The sequence below is a fragment of the Pseudomonas graminis genome (genome assembly GCF_001705435.1).
GTDB classification, from domain to species: domain Bacteria; phylum Pseudomonadota; class Gammaproteobacteria; order Pseudomonadales; family Pseudomonadaceae; genus Aquipseudomonas; species Aquipseudomonas graminis_B.
In genome coordinates this window covers 108,743-129,132 of the sequence record NZ_MDEN01000066.1, presented here as the reverse complement: position 1 = coordinate 129,132, position 20,390 = coordinate 108,743, and the positions used below count along the sequence as shown (strand labels likewise).

The window sequence follows — 20,390 nt, the reverse complement described above, 5'->3', positions numbered from 1 at the left end:
GGGCGGCAGTTCAGTTTTTGCCCGGACAGTCTGGCGTGCGCCTGCGAGCGAATGCAAGGCCGTTGACTTCATAGAGCAATGACTCTAAAAGCACTGCATAACTTCAACAAGGACCGCCGCGATGCCCGTCGACTCTAATCTTCTGCCATATGCAGACGATGCTCCTTGCCCGCGCCGCCATCTGGAGCAGGTATTCGACGAACAACGACGCGCATTCGCCGCTAATCCGATGCCGGCCCTGCAAGAGCGCAAACAATGGCTCGATCGCTTGCACACGCTGCTCAGCAGCGAGCGCCAGGCGATCATTGAGGCAATCAACGCTGATTTCAGCCACCGCAGCGCCGACGAAACGCTTCTCGCCGAGCTGATGCCCTGCCTGCACAACATCCGTCACGCACAGCGTCATTTGAAGAAATGGATGCGGCCCTCCCGCCGAAGCGTCGGCATGGCGTTCCAGCCCGCCAGCGCCAAAGTCGTTTACCAGCCATTGGGCTTGATCGGCGTGGTGGTGCCGTGGAATTACCCGCTGTACCTGGCCATCGGGCCGCTGGTGGGCGCACTGGCGGCGGGTAACCGCGTGATGCTCAAGCTCAGCGAGTCCACGCCCGCCACCGGCGCGTTGCTGAAAAGCCTGCTGGCGCGGGTGTTTGCGGAAGATCACGTCAGCGTTGTGCTGGGCGAGGCGGAGGTTGGCGTGGCCTTCTCGACATTGCCGTTTGATCACTTATTGTTCACGGGCGCCACCAGCGTCGGGCGGCATGTCATGCGCGCGGCGGCGGACAACCTCACGCCGGTGACGCTGGAGCTGGGCGGAAAATCCCCCGCCATCGTGTCCCGCGACGTACCGCTCAAGGACGCCGCCGAGCGCATCGCTTTCGGCAAAACCCTCAACGCCGGACAAACCTGCGTGGCTCCCGACTACGTGCTGGTGCCCAAGGATCGCGTTGACGAATTCGTCGAATCCTACAAGGAGGCGGTCACACGGTTTTATCCGACATTGACGGATAACCCGGACTACACCGCGATCATCAATCAGCGGCATGTCGCACGCCTGAATTCGTATCTCGCCGACGCGCAAGCCAAAGGTGCTCGCGTGATTCAGCTATTCCCCGAGGGGCAGGACAGGAGGATGCCGTTCAGCCTGATTCTGGATGTGAGCGACGACATGCTGATCATGCAGGACGAGATCTTCGGCCCGCTGCTGCCGATCGTGCCCTACGACCAGATCGAGCAGGCGTTCGCCTACATCAATCATCGGCCCAGGCCACTGGCGCTGTACTACTTCGGCTACGAACGGCATGAACAGAGCCGCGTGCTGGAGCAGACGCATTCGGGCGGCGTCTGCTTGAATGACACCCTGCTCCATGTCGCCCAGGACGACTTGCCTTTCGGCGGCATCGGCGCGTCAGGCATGGGCCATTACCACGGACACGAGGGGTTTTTGACGTTTAGTCATGCCAAAGGCGTGTTGATCAAACAGCGGTTCAACGCGGCGCGGCTGCTCTACCCGCCCTATGGAAAGGCGATCCAGACGCTGATTCAGCGACTGTTCGTGCGCTGATGCGCTTGCGAATTCTGACTGACCTAACGCCCCGTGCATTGGGCTGGCTGTGGAACATTGTGGGACTGGCTTTAGCCGGGAAGGCGTCTCGCCCTGCACCGCAAAGCTTCCCACTACACTCCTCGGCAGCTTGGCCCGCTCAGCCTGCTGCGCTACCATCCAGTCCCCAACGAACTCCGACCAGGACGACGCGATGAACCGAGTGTTGTACCCCGGCACCTTCGACCCTATTACCAAGGGTCATGGCGATCTGGTCGAGCGCGCCTCGCGCCTGTTCGATCAAGTGGTCATCGCCGTCGCCGCCAGCCCCAAGAAAAACCCCCTGTTCCCGCTGGAGCAACGTGTTGCGCTCGCCCGCGAAGCGACCAAGCACCTGCACAACGTGGAAGTCGTAGGATTCTCGACACTGCTGGCGCACTTCGCCCAGGAACAGAACGCCAACATCCTGCTGCGCGGCCTGCGTGCGGTGTCGGATTTCGAGTATGAATTTCAGCTCGCCAACATGAACAAGCAACTGGCCCCGGACATCGAGAGTCTTTTTCTTACGCCGTCGGAACGCTATTCGTTCATTTCATCTACGCTGGTCAGGGAAATCGCAGCGCTGGGCGGTGATATCACCAAATTCGTCCACCCCGCCGTGGCCCAGGCGCTGAGCGAACGTTTCAAAGCCTGAGGCCTTGCGTCGAGGTAAGGTGCATACCGAGCGCTAATGCGGCACAATTCGCCGCATTCGTTTTGATATGCCCCGGTGTCGACCGTGGCAGGAGTATCCATGTCCCTGATCATCACCGACGATTGCATCAACTGCGACGTCTGCGAACCCGAGTGCCCGAACGAAGCGATTTCCCAGGGTGAAGAGATCTACGTGATCAATCCCAACCTGTGCACCGAATGCGTCGGCCACTATGACGAGCCGCAGTGCCAGCAAGTCTGCCCCGTGGATTGCATCCCGCTGGATGAAAACCATGTGGAGAGCAAGGACGAGCTCATGGCCAAGTACAACCTGATCACCAGCAAGGCATAACCGAACGCATATCCTGTCGGCATACGTGCTTTCGCCGAAGACACTGGCTTATAACGCCCGTTGAATTGAGCGAGATACGCATGATCTCTATGCTGGAACGGATACCTGTTTTGTCAGGCGCAGTGTTTCTGCTGTGCGCTTTTTCGGCCCAGGCCAGCCCCGATCACCCCGATCAGGCTGCCATCGCCAGCCCGCATCCCATTGCCACCGCCGCCGGCCGGGAAATCCTGGTGGATGGCGGCAACGCATTCGATGCCGCCATTGCCATCAGTGCCACGCTCGCCGTCGTTGAACCTTACGGGTCGGGCCTCGGCGGCGGCGGGTTTTTCCTGCTGCGCCAATCCGGCGACCCCGTTCAGTATCAGTTTCTCGACGCGCGCGAAAAGGCGCCGCTCAAATCAAAACCCAAAATGTTCCACCGCAACGGGATCCTCCAGCCGGACCTGTCCCTTAACGGACCACTGGCGGCCGCGATCCCCGGGCTTCCCGCGGCATTGGTCGAACTCGCCGAACGCTATGGCCGATTGCCGCTTTCGATCTCGCTGGCGCCCGCCATCCGGGTCGCCTACCGCGGCTTCAAGGTGGACAGCGTTTATCGCGAGCGCGCCAGCTGGCGGCTGTTCGCGTTGCGCAACAATAAAGAGAGCGCGCGCCTGTTCCTGCGCAACAACGACGTGCCGAATCTGGGTGACGTCATCACCCAGCCTGAGCTGGCGCAAACCCTGGGGCGCCTTGCCGATAATGGCCGCGCCGGGTTCTACAGTGGCTTGGTGGCGCAGGCGATGGTCAGCGGGGTGCGTCGCGCCGGCGGTATCTGGAATTACCATGATTTCGAAGAATATGAAGTCATCACGCGAACGCCTCTGCGCTTTCAGATGGCCGATCAACGGGAACTGATCAGCGCACCGCCGCCCTCGGCAGGTGGCATTGCACTGGCGCAAAGCCTGTCGATGCTGCAACAGCTGCCGTGGCGGGGGTCGGAGAACATTCAGCGGGCGCATTTTGTGATCGAGGCGCTTCGCCGTGCGTATCGTGATCGCGTGCTGCTGGGCGACCCGGACTTCGTGCCCAACCCGGTGGCTCAACTCCTGTCCACCGACTACTTGCTGCAGCTGACCACCAGCATCGATCCCCACCGCGCCACGCCCAATAACACCCTGCCCCCCGCGCCGCGCTGGCGTGAGGGCGACAACACCAGCCATTTCGCCGTACTGGACAACGAAGGCAACGCCGTGACGGCGACACTGTCGCTAAACCTGCCCTTCGGCTCAGCGTTTACCGTGCCCGGCACCGGGATCATCCTCAACGATGAGATGGACGACTTTGCCATAGACCCCAAAGGTCAGGGCAACTCGGCCTCAGCCGGCGGACACGCCAATGCCATCGAGCCAGGCAAGCGACCGATCTCAAGCATGAGCCCGAGCTTCATCGAAGGCCCGCAATCACTCGCTGCCTTCGGTACCCCGGGCGGCAGCCGCATCCCCAGCATGGTGCTGCTGTCGATGCTGCAGTATCTGGACGAGCAGCCGATTGCCAACTGGGCATCAACGCCGCGCTACCACCACCAGTACACGCCGGATGTGGTGGAGTACGAGCCAGAGACATTCACGGAGCAGGAACTGGCGGACCTGCGCGAGCGCGGTTATGCGCTGAAGGAGACGGCGAAGGATTTCGGCAATCAGCAGGTGCTGTTATGGCACAAGAACAGTGCCAGGGTCGAAGCGGCCAGTGACCCGCGTGGCATTGGCGTATCAACGACTTTCAAACCCGGTGACGCGTTGAAGCTGATGCGCGCCTGCGCCGATCAGTCCTGCTTGCCATAACCGTCGCCGGTGCAACCCAGGCAGCGGACGAATGCCGCCTTGCCCGGATCCACCACCAGCGCCTTGCCGGTTCGGCCAATGCCGCCGCCGGCGGCGGTAAACGGCAGTGCAACCACGAACAACCCGGCGCCGATGATGGTGGCAGCAATGAGAATCGGCCGCGCGATCAGCAGGTCGCCGATCATCGCGTAGGCGGGAGGGCTTTCGATTTCGTAGACGGGGTCACCACTGCCGGTCGCGTCCTGAGCCAGCGCAGGCGTGAATTGCAAGCCGAAGAACACGGCCAGGGTGGCAGCAAGCATGCGAAACGGGCTCATGGCATGGTCCTTCAAGCTAAGGCAGATATGAAGCTGTTCACTATAAACAGGGCGCGGGCTTACGCAAGAGGCGGCGTGTCTCACTGACAAGACACGCCCTGTAGGAGGGATCGGATAAACCCTCGCGATCCGGGGCAGTCAGCGATCCAGGCCGACGGCTCTGCTGCTGTCTGGAACTACTTCTGGCACTTGGGGCAATAAACACTCGCCCGCTGACCCAGCTTCACTTCTCGCAGCGTGGTCCCGCACACCTTGCACGGTTCCTCGCCGCGTCCGTAGGCGAACAGTTCCTGCTGGAAGTAACCGGGCTGGCCGTCCCCGCCGATGAAATCACGCAGCGTGGTACCGCCCCGTTCGATGGCGGCGGCCAGGATGCGTTTGATTTCAATCGCCAGCTTTATATAGCGTGCCTTGGACACGCTCCCGGCGGCGCGGCGCGGATCAATGCCGGCGGCAAACAGGGCCTCGGTTGCATAGATGTTGCCGACGCCCACGACGATCGCGTTGTCCATGATGAACGGCTTGACCGCCATTGCCCGGCCACGGGACAGCTCGAACAGACGCAGCCCGTCGAACACCTCGGTCAGCGGTTCCGGCCCAAGGCGCGCGAGCAATTCATGGTTAAGCGGGTCGAGGCTCCAGAGCATGGCGCCGAAACGCCGAGGGTCGGTGTAGCGCAAGGCCAGGCCGGACTCGAATTCGATGTCGACGTGCTCGTGCTTGAGCGGCGGCAGACCGGCGTCCACCAGGCGCAGATTACCCGACATGCCGAGGTGGCTGATCAACGTGCCGACCTCCGCCTGGATCAGCAAATACTTGGCACGACGCTCGACAGCCACGATTTTCTGACCTGACAGGCGCACGTCAAGGTCTTCGGGGATCGGCCAGCGCAGCCGACGATCACGCACAATCACGCGGCTCACGCGCTGGCCCACCAGATGCGGCGCAATGCCCCGGCGGGTGGTTTCGACTTCAGGTAATTCAGGCATGCGGCAGCTCGATGAAGGGCAAGGTCAGGCGCAGGGTCAGTGCGCGCTCAGCTCGCGAATACTTTCCTTGAGGTTTTCGAAGTCGTAGTCGGACAAGCCAACGTAATCGAGAACCAGAGGACCAATGCTGTTCCACTCGTGGTCGACGGGCTCGTTGCCCAATACACGGTGGGATTCGCAGACATGCTCGGCCATCTTCAGCACGGCCAGCATGTTTTTCAGTGGCGCGTTGCGACCCGAGTCGTCCTTGAAAATCGCCAGCGCATTATGGTGATTGGCGATCGCATTGCTGACATGTTCAGGCAAACGCCAGGACTTGGCGGTGAAATAACCGACAACGGCGTGGTTGGTGTTCAGCAGCCGGTTCTCGGTGTCGACCACCCGACGCTCGGCGGTGGTGTTGGAATACGCCTCTTCGAGCACGCTCATGTAGTCGGGGAAACGCTTGATCATCAGCGGCACGCCGCAGTCATGAAACAGGCCCAGTGCGTAGGATTCGTCGACCGTTTGCGAGCCGATGCGCTTGGCGATCGTCAGACTGGTCATTGCGACGTCCTGGGCGGTGTCCCAGAAACGGTTGAGCACGACGATGGTTTCATCGCTCATCTCGCCCTTGATCGACTGTGCGTTGATCAGGTTGATGACCGAGCGGCTGCCGAGCAGGTTCACCGCCCGTTGGATCGAGGCGATTTTGTTGGTCAGTCCGTAATGGCTGGAATTGACGATTTTCAGCAGCGCGCCGGAGAGCCCCGGATCCTGGGCGATCAACCGGGCGATGGCACCCAAGTCAGGGTCAGGCATGTACTGCTCCATCTGCAAATCCACCATGATTTGCGGCTGGGGCGGAACGCTGATGCCTTGTAACGCCTGCTGGATCTGCTCGGACGTAAGCTCTTGGGACATAACTTCACACTCGGGGTCAGGCCACGATTCTAACCCCTCGCGGCCACGGGTCGACAACTGGATGACGATCCAACGGATCCGACGGACAGCCAGACGGTAATCGACCACGGCGCGCCCGTCAGCGGGTTCACGCGCTATACTCCCGCTCTTTTTTCCGGAGCGACGTCATGTCCCTGCCTAGCTTGCGCCTCAAGCCCAACGCCGATCGCCGTTTGCGCAACGGTCATTTGTGGGTCTACAGCAACGAAATCGACGTCGCTGCCACCCCGCTCAACGGCTTTGCTCCGGGCGCTCAAGCCATTCTGGAAGCTGCGGGCGGCAAGCCGCTGGGCATCGTCGCAATGAGCCCGCAAAACCTGATTTGCGCACGTTTGCTGTCCCGCGACATCAAGCTGCCACTGGACAAGTCGCTGCTGGTTCATCGCCTGAACGTCTGCCTGTCGCTGCGCGAGCGTCTGTTCGACAAGCCGTTTTATCGTCTGGTCTACGGCGACTCCGACCTGTTGCCAGGTTTGGTGGTGGATCGCTTCGGCGACATTCTGGTGGTGCAGCTGGCGTCAGCAGCCATGGAGCAGCTCAAGGACGACGTGCTCGCCGCGCTGATTCAAGTGATCAAGCCGAGGGGCATTCTGCTCAAGAACGACTCCGCCGCGCGCGACGCCGAAGGGCTGAACCGCTACGTTGAAACCGCGTTCGGCCTGGTGCCGGAGTGGGTCGCGCTGGAAGAGAACGGCGTGAAGTTTGAAGCGCCGGTGATGGAAGGCCAGAAGACGGGCTGGTTCTACGACCACCGCATGAACCGCGCGCGCCTGGCACCGTACGCCAAGGGCAAGCGTGTACTGGACCTGTTCAGTTACATCGGCGGCTGGGGCATCCAGGCCGGTGCTTTCGGCGCCAGCGAAGTCTTCTGCGTCGACGCGTCAGCCTTCGCGCTGGACGGTGTGGAGCGTAACGCCGCACTGAACGGCTTCGCGGAAAAGGTCACCTGCATCGAAGGCGACGTGTTTGAGGCGCTGAAGGAACTGAAAGCGGCTGAAGAGCGTTTCGACGTGATCATTGCCGACCCGCCCGCGTTCATCAAACGCAAGAAAGACATGAAGAACGGCGAAGGCGCCTACCGCCGCCTGAACGAGCAAGCCATGCGCCTGCTCAGCAAGGACGGCATTCTGGTCAGCGCTTCCTGCTCGATGCACCTGCCGGAAGATGACCTGCAAAACATCCTCCTGACCAGTGCCCGCCATCTGGACCGCAACATCCAGCTGCTCGAGCGCGGCGGCCAGGGCCCGGACCACCCGGTCCACCCTGCAATCCCCGAAACGCGCTACATCAAAAGCATCACCTGCCGGTTGTTGCCGAACAGCTGATGGCTGATGGCTGATGGCTGATAGCGTGACGTAACGAGCCGCCCACTCCTACAGGCCATCTGCAGAACCTGTAGGAGCGTGGCTTGTCCCGCGATCTGCCGGGAACCGGCAGCAAATCAGACGACAGGGACATGTCTGAGTGAATGCGATTGCAGGATGACTGTCGCTTCGCAACAGATCGCGAGCAAGCTCACTCCTACAGGCGATGCACAGTACCTGTAGGAGTGAGCTTGCTCGCGATTCTGCTTCAAAACCAACTCGCGTCCCACAGCGGATAATCTCCGACCCGTTTGACCAATCCAGCCCTCAACGGATTGGCGACAATGTATCTGGCCATCATCAAAAGATCGTCCTCCCGTCGTAATGCTCTGTCGTGAAAACCCCTCTGCCAGACTTGCCGGTGCGTTCCTCGCGACTGATTGATTGCGCGAGCGCTTCGCGATTTCACTCCCTGTAAAATCCGAGTGAGTTCACCTCCCGTCAGTTCAAGCAGCCAGTGGATGTGGTCGGGCATGATGACCCACGCTAACGAATCTGCCGCCCCCGAGGACTGAGCGGCGCGGAACTCGTTCACAACCAATCGTCCAAGCTTCCAGTCGCTGAAAACCTGCTCCCGGTTATGGGTGACCGACGTGACGAGGTAAATCCGTCCCGACTCCGAAAATCTCCCGCTCCTTAGATATCTTCCACGCGGTAATTCCGGCATTAGTCGCTCCCGTTGGTGATTACCAGGAAGGCTAGAACAGTGCCTGAGGGGTAGACGCCAAACAGAGATTCCGGATGTGTCTGCAAGATCCTTATCGCGAGCAAGCTCACTCCTACAGTGGTTCCGCGCCGAACTTTGCATTCGTGCCGGGACCATTGATCGCTCGAATCAGGGGGCATCTTTGTAGGAGTGAGCTTGCTCGCGATTGAGGTCGGATCCCCCACCGACCCATTTGGCAATCAGACCGATGAGTCCGCAGCCCCACTTCCCGCCATTCCCTCCCGCCCCCACAGGTGTAGAATCAGCGCTATTCATCGCCAGTCATCCCCGGCGGGTTTATGAGCTCAGGCTGGGCGTACGGTGATCCCGTATCGTTCGGTTTCTTCGCTGCATCCGGTCACTGCCTTTTGCACACGACGTCACTAGAAGCTCACTCCCTTCCTCATTCAGCCGATTAGCCGGAGTGCTCCAATGCCTGATTACCGTTCAAAAACGTCCACCCACGGCCGCAATATGGCCGGCGCGCGCGCCTTGTGGCGTGCCACGGGCATGAAGGACGACGATTTCAAGAAGCCGATCATCGCCATCGCCAACTCGTTTACCCAGTTCGTTCCGGGCCACGTCCACTTGAAGGACATGGGTCAGCTGGTGGCGCGCGAGATCGAAAGAGCAGGCGGCGTCGCCAAGGAATTCAACACCATCGCGGTGGATGACGGCATCGCCATGGGCCATGACGGCATGCTGTATTCGTTGCCCAGCCGCGAGATCATCGCCGACTCCGTCGAATACATGGTCAACGCCCACTGCGCCGATGCAATCGTCTGCATCTCCAACTGCGACAAGATCACCCCCGGCATGCTGATGGCTTCGTTGCGCCTGAACATCCCGGTGATCTTCGTCTCCGGCGGTCCGATGGAAGCCGGCAAGACCAAGCTCGCCAGCCACGGCCTGGACCTGGTCGACGCCATGGTCATCGCTGCCGACTCCACCGCGTCCGACGAAAAAGTCGCTGAATACGAGCGCAGCGCCTGCCCGACGTGCGGTTCGTGCTCCGGGATGTTCACCGCCAACTCGATGAACTGCCTGACTGAAGCACTGGGCCTCGCGCTGCCGGGCAACGGCTCCACGCTGGCGACCCACTCGGACCGCGAACAGCTGTTCCTGCAGGCCGGGCGCACCATCGTCGACCTGTGCAAAACCTACTACAAAGACAACGACGAGTCGGTGCTGCCGCGTAACATCGCCAACTTCAAGGCGTTCGAGAACGCGATGACCCTCGACATCGCCATGGGCGGTTCGACCAACACCATCCTGCATTTGCTGGCCGCTGCCCAGGAAGCCGAGATTCCGTTCGACTTGCGCGACATTGATCGCCTGTCGCGCCGCGTGCCGCAGCTGTGCAAAGTCGCGCCGAACATCCAGAAGTACCACATGGAAGACGTCCACCGCGCCGGCGGCATCTTCAGCATCCTCGGCTCGCTGGCCCGTGGCGGCCTGCTGCACACCGACTTGCCGACCGTGCACAGCAAATCCATGGAAGAAGCCATCGCCAAGTGGGACATCACCCAGACTGACGACGAAGCAGTGCACCAATTCTTCAAAGCGGGCCCTGCGGGCATTCCGACCCAGACGGCCTTCAGCCAGTCGACCCGTTGGGAAACCCTGGACGACGACCGCGAGAACGGCTGCATCCGCAGTGTCGAGCACGCCTACTCCCAGGAAGGTGGCCTGGCCGTGCTGTACGGCAATATCGCGCTGGACGGCTGCGTGGTGAAAACCGCTGGCGTGGACGAGTCGATTCACGTGTTCGAAGGCAACGCCAAGATCTTCGAAAGTCAGGACAGCGCTGTTCGCGGCATTCTGGCGGACGAAGTGAAGGCCGGCGACATCGTGATCATCCGTTACGAAGGTCCGAAAGGCGGCCCGGGTATGCAGGAAATGCTGTACCCGACGTCGTATCTGAAATCCAAAGGTCTGGGCAAAGACTGTGCGCTGCTGACCGACGGGCGTTTCTCGGGCGGGACCTCTGGCCTGTCCATCGGCCATGCGTCTCCTGAAGCCGCAGCAGGTGGCGCGATCGGTCTGGTCCGTGACGGCGACAAAGTACTGATCGATATTCCGAATCGCTCGATCAATCTGTTGATCGACGACGCGGAAATGGCCGAACGTCGCGCCGAGCAGGAAAAGAAAGGCTGGAAACCCGTTGAGTCACGCCCTCGCAAAGTGACCACCGCCCTCAAGGCCTACGCCCTGCTGGCGACCAGCGCCGACAAGGGTGCTGTGCGTGACAAGGCGATGCTCGACAAGCTGATGCCGTAAGCATCAACCCGCACTGGAAAACACCCCGCATGTCGGGGTGTTTTTTTGCCTGCCAACCGCTTGGAGGAGGTAAGGCTCGGACACGGGTCGAACACCCGGCCGAACCTTCAATTAGCCTCCAACAGATCCGGACACCGGCGGTTTCAGGAGCCAACGGCTACAGTGATCGCTCCCAGCAGCAGGCAAAGACTGGCGACCAACGTTAAACGCAGGCGCATCGGCAAATACCAGTCGGGCAGTGTTGTGGTTTTCACCAGACGCCGGTCCTGCCAGTAGTGCGTGACGAAACCGAAAATCAGCAGCAACAGCCCCAACGGTGCCGGCAATAACAGTGCGGGCCAGGCGATCAGCGCCGGGATGACACTCCAGATGAACCGCTCGCGACACTGGTCGGCATTCAAGCCTTGCAGGGTCATGGCGAATCCCCAATGCAGCGCGCCCACAAAACTCAGGATCACCGCTCCGTAAGCGAGCAGCGCGTGCGTCAAGAAAGCTCGGTAGTCGACTGCAAACAGGATCAGCAACAGCAGCCCAACGAACGGCAGCAAACCACCATAACCCAGCAGCGCCACGTACCTTGGCGACGAAGACAGCGACAACGCTTTCATTTGAGCCCCTTTCAGTCATTTACTTGAAAGACTATGGCTCAAAAGTGCAATGCTGTTTAGCTTCTCTTGCTCGACCGGAAAAAGGACCACGTCCTGTCACCCACTGATCAAGGCCTCGATCCCTGGGCGCTGAGACCTTCACATGAATACGTTGATCTATTGGTTCCGTCAGGACCTTCGGCTTGCCGACAACCCCGCATTCACCCACGCATGCGAACTTGCCCACACGCTGCTGCCGGTTTACTGCACACCCGTGGCGGCGTCCACGCCATGGGGATTCGAGCGCATCGGCGCCCACCGCCAGTATTTCGAACAGACCGCGGTCAGCGCACTGGCCGGGCAGCTGAGCGCACGAGGCAACGCGCTGATGCAGATTGAGGGTGAGTCCGTTGAACGCCTCGTCGCCCTGGCCCACGAGCTGGGCATCGATACGATCATCTGCGAACGCATCGCGGCGCCGGAAGAGGAAGCACAGGTGCAAGCCCTCCGCGCGGCGGGACTGACCGTGGAGGATCACTGGCAATCGACGCTGTTTACGCTGGATGAATTGCCAATGGCGGTCGAGCAGCTGCCCGACGTATTCAGCAGCTTTCGGCGTCTTGTGGAAAAGGCCCACGCTTCTGCCCGCCCCGCCATACCGTCGCCAGCGACAATTCCAGCGCTGCCGCAAGGTGTGAGGATTGAACCGGTCACGCTGCAAACGTCTGCGGTTCCGGACTCCCGCTCGGCGTTTCCTTACCAACAGCAAGCATTTCACGGCGGCGAGCACGCGGCCATCGAGCATCTGCAGCAGTATTTTCGCCGGGGCCTGGCGGACAGCTATAAAGCCACCCGCAACAACTTGAGCGCTGTGGACGACTCCACCAAGTTTTCGCCCTGGCTTGCACGCGGTTCGCTTTCAGCGCCGCAGGTCGATCAGGCGCTGAAGGCTTTTGAGTCCGAACATGGCGCCAATGACAGTACGTACTGGATCTACTTCGAGTTGCTGTGGCGCGATTACTTTCGCTTGCTGCATCTGAAATACGGCCGGCTTCTCTATCGCGCCAGCGGCCTGAAAGGGACCAGCGAACCGGGCCACAATCCACAGGGGTTTGCGCGCTGGTGTCGGGGTGAAACCGGAGAGGCGTTGATTGACGCGGGTATGCGGGAATTGGCAGCGACGGGCTATCTGTCCAACCGCATGCGCCAGATCGTCGCCAGTTACCTGATCTTCGATCTAAAGGGTGATTGGCGCGCCGGGGCCGCGTGGTTCGAGGCGCAGCTGGTGGATTACGACGTTTACAGCAATCAGGGCAATTGGCTGTACATCGCCGGCTACGGAACGGACCCGAGGGGCGGTCGGCGCTTCCACACCGTGAAGCAGGCCGACGAACATGATGCCGACGGCGCATACCGCAGGTTATGGGCCTGAAAAAGTGCGACACGGCAAATCGCCGCGCCGCGCAATGAGACGGCTTACTGAATCTCGTCCGGCTTGACGATCACCCAGTTCTTGTCCGCCGTGACCGGCAAGCCCTCTTTGGCCTGAGCCTCGGCGTTGGTCTTCATCATGCCGTTGAGCTGGGTCATGTACTTGTCCTTTCGGTTGATCCACAGATGAACGCCGCCTTTGCTGACGTCGACGCTGTGGAACAGCATGTAGCCATCGCTGGTGGGGGTGTCGCCGCCCACCAGCACCGGTTTTTTCCACTGATCGATGTAGGTCAGAATCGCTGCCTGCTTGCCGGCCATCCAGGTCGCCGGGGTCCACAGGTAAGGCGTCAGCTCAAGACCGAGGTTAGCCTTTTCGTCGTATTTGCCGGCGGTGATCTGCTTGCGGGCGGTGGTCAGTTCGCCGGTCTCGCGGTTCTTCAGCAGCGTGGTCACGCCGATAACGTTCTGCGGCTTGACGTTGTAGCCGTACTTGGGATCCGCAGCGACCATGCGCACCAACTCTTCGGAGGCCGCGGTCATCACATAGACCTCGATGCCGTTTTCCATCAGCTTGTTGTACAGCTCGGCCTGACCGGTGAAGACCTTGGGCGGCGGCACCTCGATGGTCTTGACCTCATCGCCTTCGTAATAGGTGCTCGGCACGGGTTTGCCAGAGGCCATCAACTCGTCGACGTAGCCTTTGAGCTCTTTGAGGGTGAAGCCGGAAAACACTTGCGCGACCCACGGATAGCAGACCATGTCGTCGATTTCGCAAAGCCGGTAGTAGTAGCTGAACAGGCTTTCCTTGTGGTCAGCGGTGTCCTTGAACGGGATGAGCTTGAGGGAAGGATCGAGTGTGTCGCGGGTGATCAGCCCCTTGTTTTCCATGAACGGCAGCAGCGACTCTTCCAGGTCGTAGCGGTAGCTGGTGTTGTCCATGTCGAAAACGGCGAAATTACCTTTGTTGGCGTTTGCCGCAATCATGGCGTTGAGCTGCTTGGCGGCAGGCGCAGGCCAGTGGGTCAGTTCGGTGGCGAGTGCCTGTCCGGCCAGACCCAGACACAGCGCGGTGGCCAATAATGTTGGTACGAATTTCATGGTGATCCCCTCCCCTTTTTTGGTTCGAGGAGGACCCTAACAAAAAGCCATGACTGTTTGGATGCGTCAGCGACAACGTCTGTTCTGATGGCGTCACCCCGATCGCCATTCACGACAGATGACATGAAAACGACATTTTTGTGACAGCGCTGGGCTGCTCACTCCCACAGTTGACCGCATTCCCCTGTAGGAGTGAGCTTGCTCGCGATAGCGATATCAGGCCCGCTCCCAAACCTCGAAACTGTACGCAGGCTTGTCATCCAGTGCCGGGTTTGGCGTGTCGGAAACCAGTTTCCACTGCGCCAGATCGAATTCCGGAAACCACGCGTCTCCTTCAGGACTCAGCGCCACGCGGGTGAGGTACAGGCGGTCAGCGTGCTCAAGGGCCTGGCCGTAAAGCTGGGCGCCGCCGATCAGCATCACTTCACTGACGCCCTGCTCGGCCGCCCACTCTTCCGCGCGGTGCACCGCCGCTTCCAGAGAGGTGAAGACCTCGGCGCCCTCAAGCTGCAAATCCTGTTGGCGCGTGACCACCAGATTCAACCGCCCCGGCAGCGGACGACCGAGCGAATCCCAAGTCTTGCGACCCATGATGATCGGCTTGCCCAGCGTGGTCGCCTTGAAATATTTGAAATCACCCGGCAAGTGCCAGGGCATGGAATTGTCGACGCCGATCACCCGGTTTTCAGCGAGTGCGGCGATCAAGCTCAGGGGGAGATGTTTTTTCATGGCGCGAGGATATCAGAGCGCCCTGCCCCAGCACATTCGCTCGCCACGCGGTCCAAGCACCGATACCCGTTCGCTGCGCGATCGCAGCCACACCGGTTATGCTCAACCACGACTTTACCGACGAGACGCCGCGTGACTGCACTGACTCCCCTTGATGAACTCTGGCTGACCGAAGCCGTGCGCCTGCGTGAAGAACACGCCGGCGCGCTCGAAGACGAAGAAGCCAACCGCCGCGCACGCGCCTCGGCGAGCGACCTGCAAACCCGGATCAAACACCGCGCCCTGTGGCTCGCCGAACGCGACGGCATGCTCAAGGCGCTGCATCACTGGAAACAAGGCGCGCGCCTGGCGTTGATCGTGCTGGCGGTGTTCGCGGTGGTCAGCGGCGCCGGACTGGCGTTCGCTGCCTTGGGCGACGGCCAGACGCCCGTCAATGTGTTCTGGGCGCTCGGCAGCCTGCTCGGGCTTAACCTGATTCTGCTGTTGAGTTGGGCCATCGGCGTGCTCTTCGTCGGGGAAAGTACCGCCGGCCTCGGTCGCCTCTGGCTGTGGCTAAGCGAGAAACTGGCGCGCGATGCCCAGGCGGCGCAGCTCGCGCCGGCGTTGATATTGCTGCTGCAACGCAAGCGCCTGAACCGCTGGGTGCTGGGTATCTGCGTCAACGGCTTGTGGCTGCTCGCCTTGGTCAGCGCCCTGACGCTGCTGCTGTTACTGATGGCGACGCGGCGCTACGGCTTCGTCTGGGAAACCACCATTCTGGGCAGCGACACCTTTGTCAGCCTGACCCGAGGCCTGGGAGCAATCCCCTCGCTTCTCGGTTTCAGCGTCCCCACCGAGTCGATGATCCGCGCCAGCGGTGATAACGCGCTCGCCATCGAAAACGCCCGTCAGGCCTGGGCTGGATGGCTGGTCGGCGTGCTGGTGGTGTTCGGTATTGTGCCGCGCTTGCTGCTGACGATGCTGTGTTACCTGCGTTGGCGCGTGGGTCGACGAGGGTTGTCACTGGATCTGAGCCATCCCGGTTTCGTCGAGCTGCGCGAGCGCTTGATGCCCAGCAGCGAACGGCTGGGCATCAACGATGCCGCGCCTCCCGAGCTTCACACCGTGGTCACCGGTCCGTCAGCGAGCGAAAGCCAGGGCGCGCTGCTGGTCGCCATCGAGCTGGACAATCAGCAGCCGTGGCCGCCCGAGCTGCCCGACAGCGTGGTCAACGCCGGCATTCTCGACTCCCGTGAGTCAAGGCGCACACTGCTCGACCAACTGACACGCTACCCGCCTGCGCGTCTTGCCATCGCCTGCGATCCACGTCGCTCGCCGGATCGCGGCAGCCTGGCGTTGATTGCCGAGTTGGCTCGCTGCGCCACCGCGACGCGCATCTGGCTGTTGCCGGCCCCCACCGGACAGGCGCTGGACGCCGACCGACTGGAGGATTGGCACACGGCGCTGCAGCAGCTTGAACTGCACTGGACCGACAGTGCGCCGATGACCTGGCTGGAGAGCGGGCATGACTGACAAGGACGCAATTCGCCCGTTGAAACTGGCCGTGGTCGGCCACACCAACGTCGGCAAAACCTCACTGTTGCGCACGCTCACCCGCGACGTCGGCTTCGGCGAAGTCTCCCACCGCCCGAGCACCACCCGGCACGTCGAAGGCGCGCGGTTGTCGGTGGATGGCGAAGCGCTGCTGGAGCTGTACGACACGCCCGGCCTGGAAGACGCCATCGCCCTGCTTGATTACCTCGAGCGGCTGGACCGACCCGGCGAACGGCTCGACGGCCCGGCGCGGCTCGGGCGCTTTCTGGAAGGCAGCGAGGCGCGCCAGCGTTTTGAACAGGAGGCCAAAGTGCTTCGTCAGCTACTCGCCTCCGACGCCGGCCTGTACGTGATTGACGCGCGAGAGCCGGTGCTTGCCAAGTACCGCGACGAGCTGGCCGTGCTTGCCAGTTGCGGCAAGCCGTTGCTGCCCGTGCTCAATTTTGTCAGCAGTGCGCAGCAGCGCGAACCGGACTGGCGTGAAGCGCTGGCGCGTCTCGGCCTGCACGCGCTGGTGCGTTTTGACAGCGTTGCACCGCCCGAAGATGGCGAACGCCGTCTGTATGAAAGCCTGGCCCTGCTGCTGGAAACCTCCCGCGGCAGACTGGAGCGTCTCATCGCAGATCAGCAGGCCCAGCGTGAGGCTCGCAAGCAGAGCGCCGCCAGGCTGATCTCCGAGCTGTTGCTGGACTGCGCTGCCTGCCGCCGAAGTGTTGCGACGGATTCCGGTCAGGTACAGGCCGCCATCGACGATCTGCGCAAAGCCGTGCGCCAGCGCGAACAACGTTGCGTCGAGTCGCTGCTCAAGCTCTACGCGTTTCGTCGAGAAGATGCCTCGGCCAGCGATTTGCCGTTGATGGATGGCCGCTGGGGGGATGACCTGTTCAATCCCGAAACCCTGAAATTGCTGGGCGTACGCGTGGGTGGCGGTATTGCTGCGGGCGCGGCGGCAGGTGCAGGCGTGGACTTGCTGGTGGGCGGCATCACGCTGGGTGCGGCGGCACTGGTCGGCGCGATTGCCGGCGGCGCTCTGCAAACAGCGCGCAGTTACGGCGGGCGGCTGATGGACAAATTCAAGGGGCAGCGCGAACTGACGGTCGACGATGCCGTGCTGCGACTGTTGGCGCTGCGCCAACGGCAATTGCTGCAAGCGCTGGAAGTGCGCGGCCACGCCGCCATGGAGAGTATCAAACTGACCGCGCCTCTGGACAAGACCTGGCGCGAAGGCAAGCTGCCGGAGGCGCTGCACAAGGCGCGAGCGCATCCGCAATGGTCGTCGCTGAATCCTGGCGCAAAGCTGAACCAGAGCGAGCGGCAGGAGCAAGTGGAGGCCTTGGCAAAGACCGTGCTGGTCTGAAATGGGCGGCCGCAATGATCTACCGGTCAGCAGCCGACAGTCGCCCCGACGATTTTGCGATAGGGGAATTGCGCGCGGACCGGTATGATCGCGCGCCCGATACACCCGGAAGCACACGCGCATGAAACCCACCTTGATCGCCGCTGCAGAACTCGACCGCATCGAGACCTGGCAGAAATATTCCAGCTACATGTGCGGAGGCTGTGTTTCCAGTTGCTGCACGCTCCCTGTGGAAGTGAAGATCAAGGACCTGATCCGCATCGGCATCGTCGACGAGTTCGAACAGGGCGATAACCCGAAGAACATCGCCAAACGCTTGCAGAAGGACGGGATCGTCGAGCGCTTCAATCAGAAGTCCGGGATCTTCACCCTCCAGCGCATGAGCAACAACGATTGCCTGTACCTGGATCGCAAGAGCCGGCTGTGCACCATCTATGACAAACGCCCCGACACTTGCCGCAACCACCCGAAGATCGGCCCGCGCCCGGGTTATTGCGCCTATAAACCGAAAGAAGTCGTGCGCGAAGCTACCGGTACGCTGAACTCGAACTCCGGTCGGGTGCCGTTGAAGTTCTAAGCCTTCTATAGTGCTCGCGTACGCCTTCCCGGCTGAAGCCGGTCCTACCAAAGGCGCGCAGACCTTAGTGGGACCGGCTTTAGCCGGGAAGACGCCGGATTGAGCGACATCGCCCTCACAGCATCGACACCGGCCAAACCAAAACGCAGACAAACAAAAACGCCCCCGGCCTTTCGACCGGGGGCGTTTTCGTTCAGCCGGGGCTAGTTACGCCTTGGCTTTCTTGGCAGCACGGGTACGCTCGCCTTCGTCGAGGATCTTCTTGCGAAGACGGATCGACTTAGGGGTGACTTCGCACAGCTCGTCGTCCTGGATGAATTCCAGAGCCTGTTCCAGGGTGAAGCGAACAGGTGGAACCAGAGCGATGGTTTCGTCTTTGCCCGAAGCACGCATGTTGTCGAGCTTCTTGCCTTTGGTTGGGTTCACGCCCATGTCGTTATCGCGGCTGTTCAAGCCAACGATCTGACCGTTGTAGATCTCCTGACCGTGCTCGACGAACAGCTTGCCGCGCGCCTGCAGGGTTTCCAGGGAATAGGTCAGTGCCTTGCCGGTCTCAACCGATACCAGAACGCCGTTCTGACGACCGGACATGTCGCCGGACTTCATGGTGTCGTAGCGGTCAAAGATCGAGGTCAGGATGCCAGCACCGTTGGTCAGGGTCAGGAACTGGTTACGGAAACCAATCAGGCCACGAGCAGGGATGTTGTATTCCAGACGCACACGGCCTTTGCCATCCGGCACCATGTTGGTCAGGTCGCCCTTACGCAGACCCATCTCTTCCATGACCTTGCCCTGGGATTCTTCCGGGGTATCAATGGTCACGTTTTCAAACGGTTCCTGCTTCACGCCGTCTACCTGACGGATGATCACTTCAGGACGACCGACACCCATTTCGAAGCCTTCGCGACGCATGGTTTCGATCAGTACCGACAAGTGCAGCTCACCACGGCCGGAGACCTTGAACTTGTCAGCCGAGTCGCCTTCTTCAACGCGCAGAGCAACGTTGTACAGCAGCTCCTTGTCCAGACGCTCCTTGATGTTACGGGACGTCACGAACTTGCCTTCTTTACCGCAGAACGGCGAGTCGTTGACCTGGAAGGTCATCGAAACGGTGGGTTCGTCAACGGTCAGCGGCTTCATCGCTTCCACTGTGTCCGGGTGGCACAGAGTGTCGGAGATGAACAGCGATTCCATACCGCTGATGCAAACGATGTCGCCAGCAGCAGCTTCTTCGACGTCGATGCGGTGCAGACCGTGGTGACCCATCAGCTTCAGGATACGGCCGTTGCGGCGCTTGCCGTCGGCACCGATCGCAACAACCGGAGTGTTTGGCTTGACGCGGCCACGAGCGATACGGCCAACACCGATGACGCCCAGGAAGCTGTTGTAGTCCAGTGCCGAGATCTGCATCTGGAACGGACCGTCACGGTCAACCTTTGGCGCAGGGACGTTGTCGACGATCGACTGGTACAGCGGGGTCATGTCTTCAGCCATGTCGGTGTGATCCAGACCGGCAATACCGTTCAGGGCCGAGGCGTAGACGACTTTGAAGTCCAGCTGTTCTTCGGTAGCACCGAGGTTGTCGAACAGGTCGAAGATCTGGTCCAGAACCCAGTCCGGACGCGCGCCTGGACGGTCAACCTTGTTGATGCAGACGATTGGACGCAGGCCGGCTTCGAAAGCCTTCTTGGTCACGAAACGCGTTTGCGGCATAGGGCCGTCTTGGGCGTCGACCAGCAGCAGAACGGAGTCAACCATCGACATCACGCGCTCTACTTCACCGCCGAAGTCGGCGTGGCCCGGGGTGTCAACGATGTTGATGTGGTAGCCATTCCAGTTGATCGCGGTGTTCTTCGCGAGAATGGTAATACCGCGTTCTTTTTCCTGGTCGTTGGAGTCCATCACGCGTTCGTCGTTGAGCTCGTTGCGCTCAAGGGTGCCGGACTGGCGCAGAAGCTTGTCGACGAGGGTAGTTTTACCGTGGTCAACGTGAGCAATGATGGCGATGTTGCGTAGATTTTCGATCACTTGTGTATCTCGATCAGAGGATTCGGTCAGCTGTCTGATTG

18 protein-coding genes are annotated in these 20,390 nt (G+C 61.0%); 10 read left to right on the top strand and 8 right to left on the bottom strand.

Annotated features, from left to right (window positions below; translation table 11 throughout):
- Nucleotides 1-121 precede the first annotated feature (121 nt).
- The 4 genes from BBI10_RS18925 (at nt 122) to ggt (ending at nt 4,408) form a co-directional block, all read left to right on the top strand.
- Complete coding sequence (locus BBI10_RS18925) at nt 122-1,561, top strand: coniferyl aldehyde dehydrogenase (RefSeq protein WP_065991096.1); 1,440 nt, start codon at nt 122-124, stop codon at nt 1,559-1,561.
- Nucleotides 1,562-1,754: 193 nt separating this feature from the next.
- On the top strand, nt 1,755-2,234 hold the full coding sequence (gene coaD, locus BBI10_RS18920) for a pantetheine-phosphate adenylyltransferase (protein WP_065991094.1): 480 nt from the start codon (nt 1,755-1,757) through the stop codon (nt 2,232-2,234).
- 99 nt (nt 2,235-2,333) lie between these two features.
- A complete protein-coding gene (locus BBI10_RS18915) occupies nt 2,334-2,585 on the top strand; it encodes a YfhL family 4Fe-4S dicluster ferredoxin (protein ID WP_065991092.1) in 252 nt (83 codons plus the stop codon).
- Between the two features lie 80 nt (nt 2,586-2,665).
- Nucleotides 2,666-4,408 (top strand): gamma-glutamyltransferase, encoded by a 1,743-nt coding sequence (gene ggt, locus BBI10_RS18910; protein ID WP_410930346.1) that lies wholly within the window; start codon nt 2,666-2,668, stop codon nt 4,406-4,408.
- On the opposite strand, the gene BBI10_RS18905 is transcribed toward ggt, so the two are convergent.
- From BBI10_RS18905 to BBI10_RS18895, 3 genes are all read right to left on the bottom strand, one after another.
- Entirely contained in the window at nt 4,390-4,725 is a 336-nt protein-coding gene (locus BBI10_RS18905; protein WP_065991088.1) for a multidrug transporter, read from the bottom strand. The genes ggt and BBI10_RS18905 overlap by 19 nt on opposite strands.
- 176 nt (nt 4,726-4,901) lie before the next feature.
- A complete protein-coding gene (gene mutM / locus BBI10_RS18900; protein WP_065991082.1) occupies nt 4,902-5,714 on the bottom strand; it encodes a bifunctional DNA-formamidopyrimidine glycosylase/DNA-(apurinic or apyrimidinic site) lyase in 813 nt (270 codons plus the stop codon).
- Nucleotides 5,715-5,750: 36 nt separating this feature from the next.
- Nucleotides 5,751-6,617, bottom strand: coding sequence for an HDOD domain-containing protein (locus BBI10_RS18895; protein ID WP_065991080.1), 867 nt, complete (start codon nt 6,615-6,617; stop codon nt 5,751-5,753).
- Nucleotides 6,618-6,784: 167 nt separating this feature from the next.
- On the opposite strand from BBI10_RS18895, the gene BBI10_RS18890 reads away from it, so the two are divergent.
- Nucleotides 6,785-7,981, top strand: coding sequence for a class I SAM-dependent rRNA methyltransferase (locus BBI10_RS18890; protein WP_065991078.1), 1,197 nt, complete (start codon nt 6,785-6,787; stop codon nt 7,979-7,981).
- A 247-nt stretch (nt 7,982-8,228) separates the two neighbouring features.
- Here the strand turns inward: BBI10_RS18890 and BBI10_RS18885 are convergent, their stop codons facing one another.
- Nucleotides 8,229-8,687 (bottom strand): REP-associated tyrosine transposase, encoded by a 459-nt coding sequence (locus BBI10_RS18885; RefSeq protein WP_065991076.1) that lies wholly within the window; start codon nt 8,685-8,687, stop codon nt 8,229-8,231.
- 471 nt (nt 8,688-9,158) lie between these two features.
- Between BBI10_RS18885 and ilvD the strand changes: the two genes are divergently transcribed.
- Nucleotides 9,159-11,006 (top strand): dihydroxy-acid dehydratase, encoded by a 1,848-nt coding sequence (gene ilvD, locus BBI10_RS18880; protein WP_065991074.1) that lies wholly within the window; start codon nt 9,159-9,161, stop codon nt 11,004-11,006.
- 143 nt (nt 11,007-11,149) lie between these two features.
- Here ilvD and BBI10_RS18875 read toward each other — a convergent pair whose 3' ends face one another.
- Nucleotides 11,150-11,614, bottom strand: a complete 465-nt coding sequence (locus BBI10_RS18875; protein WP_065991072.1) for a DUF3429 domain-containing protein — start codon at nt 11,612-11,614, stop codon at nt 11,150-11,152.
- Nucleotides 11,615-11,756: 142 nt separating this feature from the next.
- On the opposite strand from BBI10_RS18875, the gene BBI10_RS18870 reads away from it, so the two are divergent.
- Entirely contained in the window at nt 11,757-13,025 is a 1,269-nt protein-coding gene (locus BBI10_RS18870) for a DASH family cryptochrome (RefSeq protein ID WP_065991070.1), read from the top strand.
- A 44-nt stretch (nt 13,026-13,069) separates the two neighbouring features.
- On the opposite strand, the gene BBI10_RS18865 is transcribed toward BBI10_RS18870, so the two are convergent.
- Both BBI10_RS18865 and BBI10_RS18860 read right to left on the bottom strand, forming a co-directional pair.
- Complete coding sequence (locus BBI10_RS18865) at nt 13,070-14,125, bottom strand: phosphorylcholine phosphatase (RefSeq protein ID WP_065991067.1); 1,056 nt, start codon at nt 14,123-14,125, stop codon at nt 13,070-13,072.
- A 216-nt stretch (nt 14,126-14,341) separates the two neighbouring features.
- The gene (locus BBI10_RS18860) at nt 14,342-14,854 is read right to left on the bottom strand and encodes a dihydrofolate reductase (protein ID WP_065991065.1); all 513 of its coding nucleotides are present in this window, start codon (nt 14,852-14,854) and stop codon (nt 14,342-14,344) included.
- A gap of 132 nt (nt 14,855-14,986) precedes the next feature.
- On the opposite strand from BBI10_RS18860, the gene BBI10_RS18855 reads away from it, so the two are divergent.
- The 3 genes from BBI10_RS18855 (at nt 14,987) to BBI10_RS18845 (ending at nt 18,321) form a co-directional block, all read left to right on the top strand.
- Entirely contained in the window at nt 14,987-16,366 is a 1,380-nt protein-coding gene (locus BBI10_RS18855) for a DUF2868 domain-containing protein (RefSeq protein WP_065991063.1), read from the top strand.
- Entirely contained in the window at nt 16,359-17,744 is a 1,386-nt protein-coding gene (locus BBI10_RS18850; RefSeq protein ID WP_065991061.1) for a GTPase/DUF3482 domain-containing protein, read from the top strand. Before BBI10_RS18855 ends, BBI10_RS18850 begins: the two co-directional genes overlap by 8 nt.
- Nucleotides 17,745-17,865: 121 nt before the next feature.
- Nucleotides 17,866-18,321: a YkgJ family cysteine cluster protein gene (locus BBI10_RS18845; protein ID WP_065991059.1), complete on the top strand. Its 456-nt coding sequence runs from the start codon at nt 17,866-17,868 to the stop codon at nt 18,319-18,321.
- A 207-nt stretch (nt 18,322-18,528) separates the two neighbouring features.
- On the opposite strand, the gene typA is transcribed toward BBI10_RS18845, so the two are convergent.
- Nucleotides 18,529-20,349 (bottom strand): translational GTPase TypA, encoded by a 1,821-nt coding sequence (gene typA, locus BBI10_RS18840; protein WP_065991054.1) that lies wholly within the window; start codon nt 20,347-20,349, stop codon nt 18,529-18,531.
- Between the last annotated feature and the right edge of the window lie 41 nt (nt 20,350-20,390).

Bases quoted from the DNA above. Each gene is read 5' to 3' on its own strand.
- BBI10_RS18925 (WP_065991096.1), top strand. From the start codon at position 122: ATGCCCGTCGACTCTAATCTTCTGCCATATGCAGACGATGCTCCTTGC.
- coaD (WP_065991094.1), top strand. From the start codon at position 1,755: ATGAACCGAGTGTTGTACCCCGGCACCTTCGACCCTATTACCAAGGGT.
- BBI10_RS18915 (WP_065991092.1), top strand. From the start codon at position 2,334: ATGTCCCTGATCATCACCGACGATTGCATCAACTGCGACGTCTGCGAA.
- ggt (WP_410930346.1), top strand. From the start codon at position 2,666: ATGATCTCTATGCTGGAACGGATACCTGTTTTGTCAGGCGCAGTGTTT.
- BBI10_RS18905 (WP_065991088.1), bottom strand. From the start codon at position 4,725: ATGAGCCCGTTTCGCATGCTTGCTGCCACCCTGGCCGTGTTCTTCGGC.
- mutM (WP_065991082.1), bottom strand. From the start codon at position 5,714: ATGCCTGAATTACCTGAAGTCGAAACCACCCGCCGGGGCATTGCGCCG.
- BBI10_RS18895 (WP_065991080.1), bottom strand. From the start codon at position 6,617: ATGTCCCAAGAGCTTACGTCCGAGCAGATCCAGCAGGCGTTACAAGGC.
- BBI10_RS18890 (WP_065991078.1), top strand. From the start codon at position 6,785: ATGTCCCTGCCTAGCTTGCGCCTCAAGCCCAACGCCGATCGCCGTTTG.
- BBI10_RS18885 (WP_065991076.1), bottom strand. From the start codon at position 8,687: ATGCCGGAATTACCGCGTGGAAGATATCTAAGGAGCGGGAGATTTTCG.
- ilvD (WP_065991074.1), top strand. From the start codon at position 9,159: ATGCCTGATTACCGTTCAAAAACGTCCACCCACGGCCGCAATATGGCC.
- BBI10_RS18875 (WP_065991072.1), bottom strand. From the start codon at position 11,614: ATGAAAGCGTTGTCGCTGTCTTCGTCGCCAAGGTACGTGGCGCTGCTG.
- BBI10_RS18870 (WP_065991070.1), top strand. From the start codon at position 11,757: ATGAATACGTTGATCTATTGGTTCCGTCAGGACCTTCGGCTTGCCGAC.
- BBI10_RS18865 (WP_065991067.1), bottom strand. From the start codon at position 14,125: ATGAAATTCGTACCAACATTATTGGCCACCGCGCTGTGTCTGGGTCTG.
- BBI10_RS18860 (WP_065991065.1), bottom strand. From the start codon at position 14,854: ATGAAAAAACATCTCCCCCTGAGCTTGATCGCCGCACTCGCTGAAAAC.
- BBI10_RS18850 (WP_065991061.1), top strand. From the start codon at position 16,359: ATGACTGACAAGGACGCAATTCGCCCGTTGAAACTGGCCGTGGTCGGC.
- BBI10_RS18845 (WP_065991059.1), top strand. From the start codon at position 17,866: ATGAAACCCACCTTGATCGCCGCTGCAGAACTCGACCGCATCGAGACC.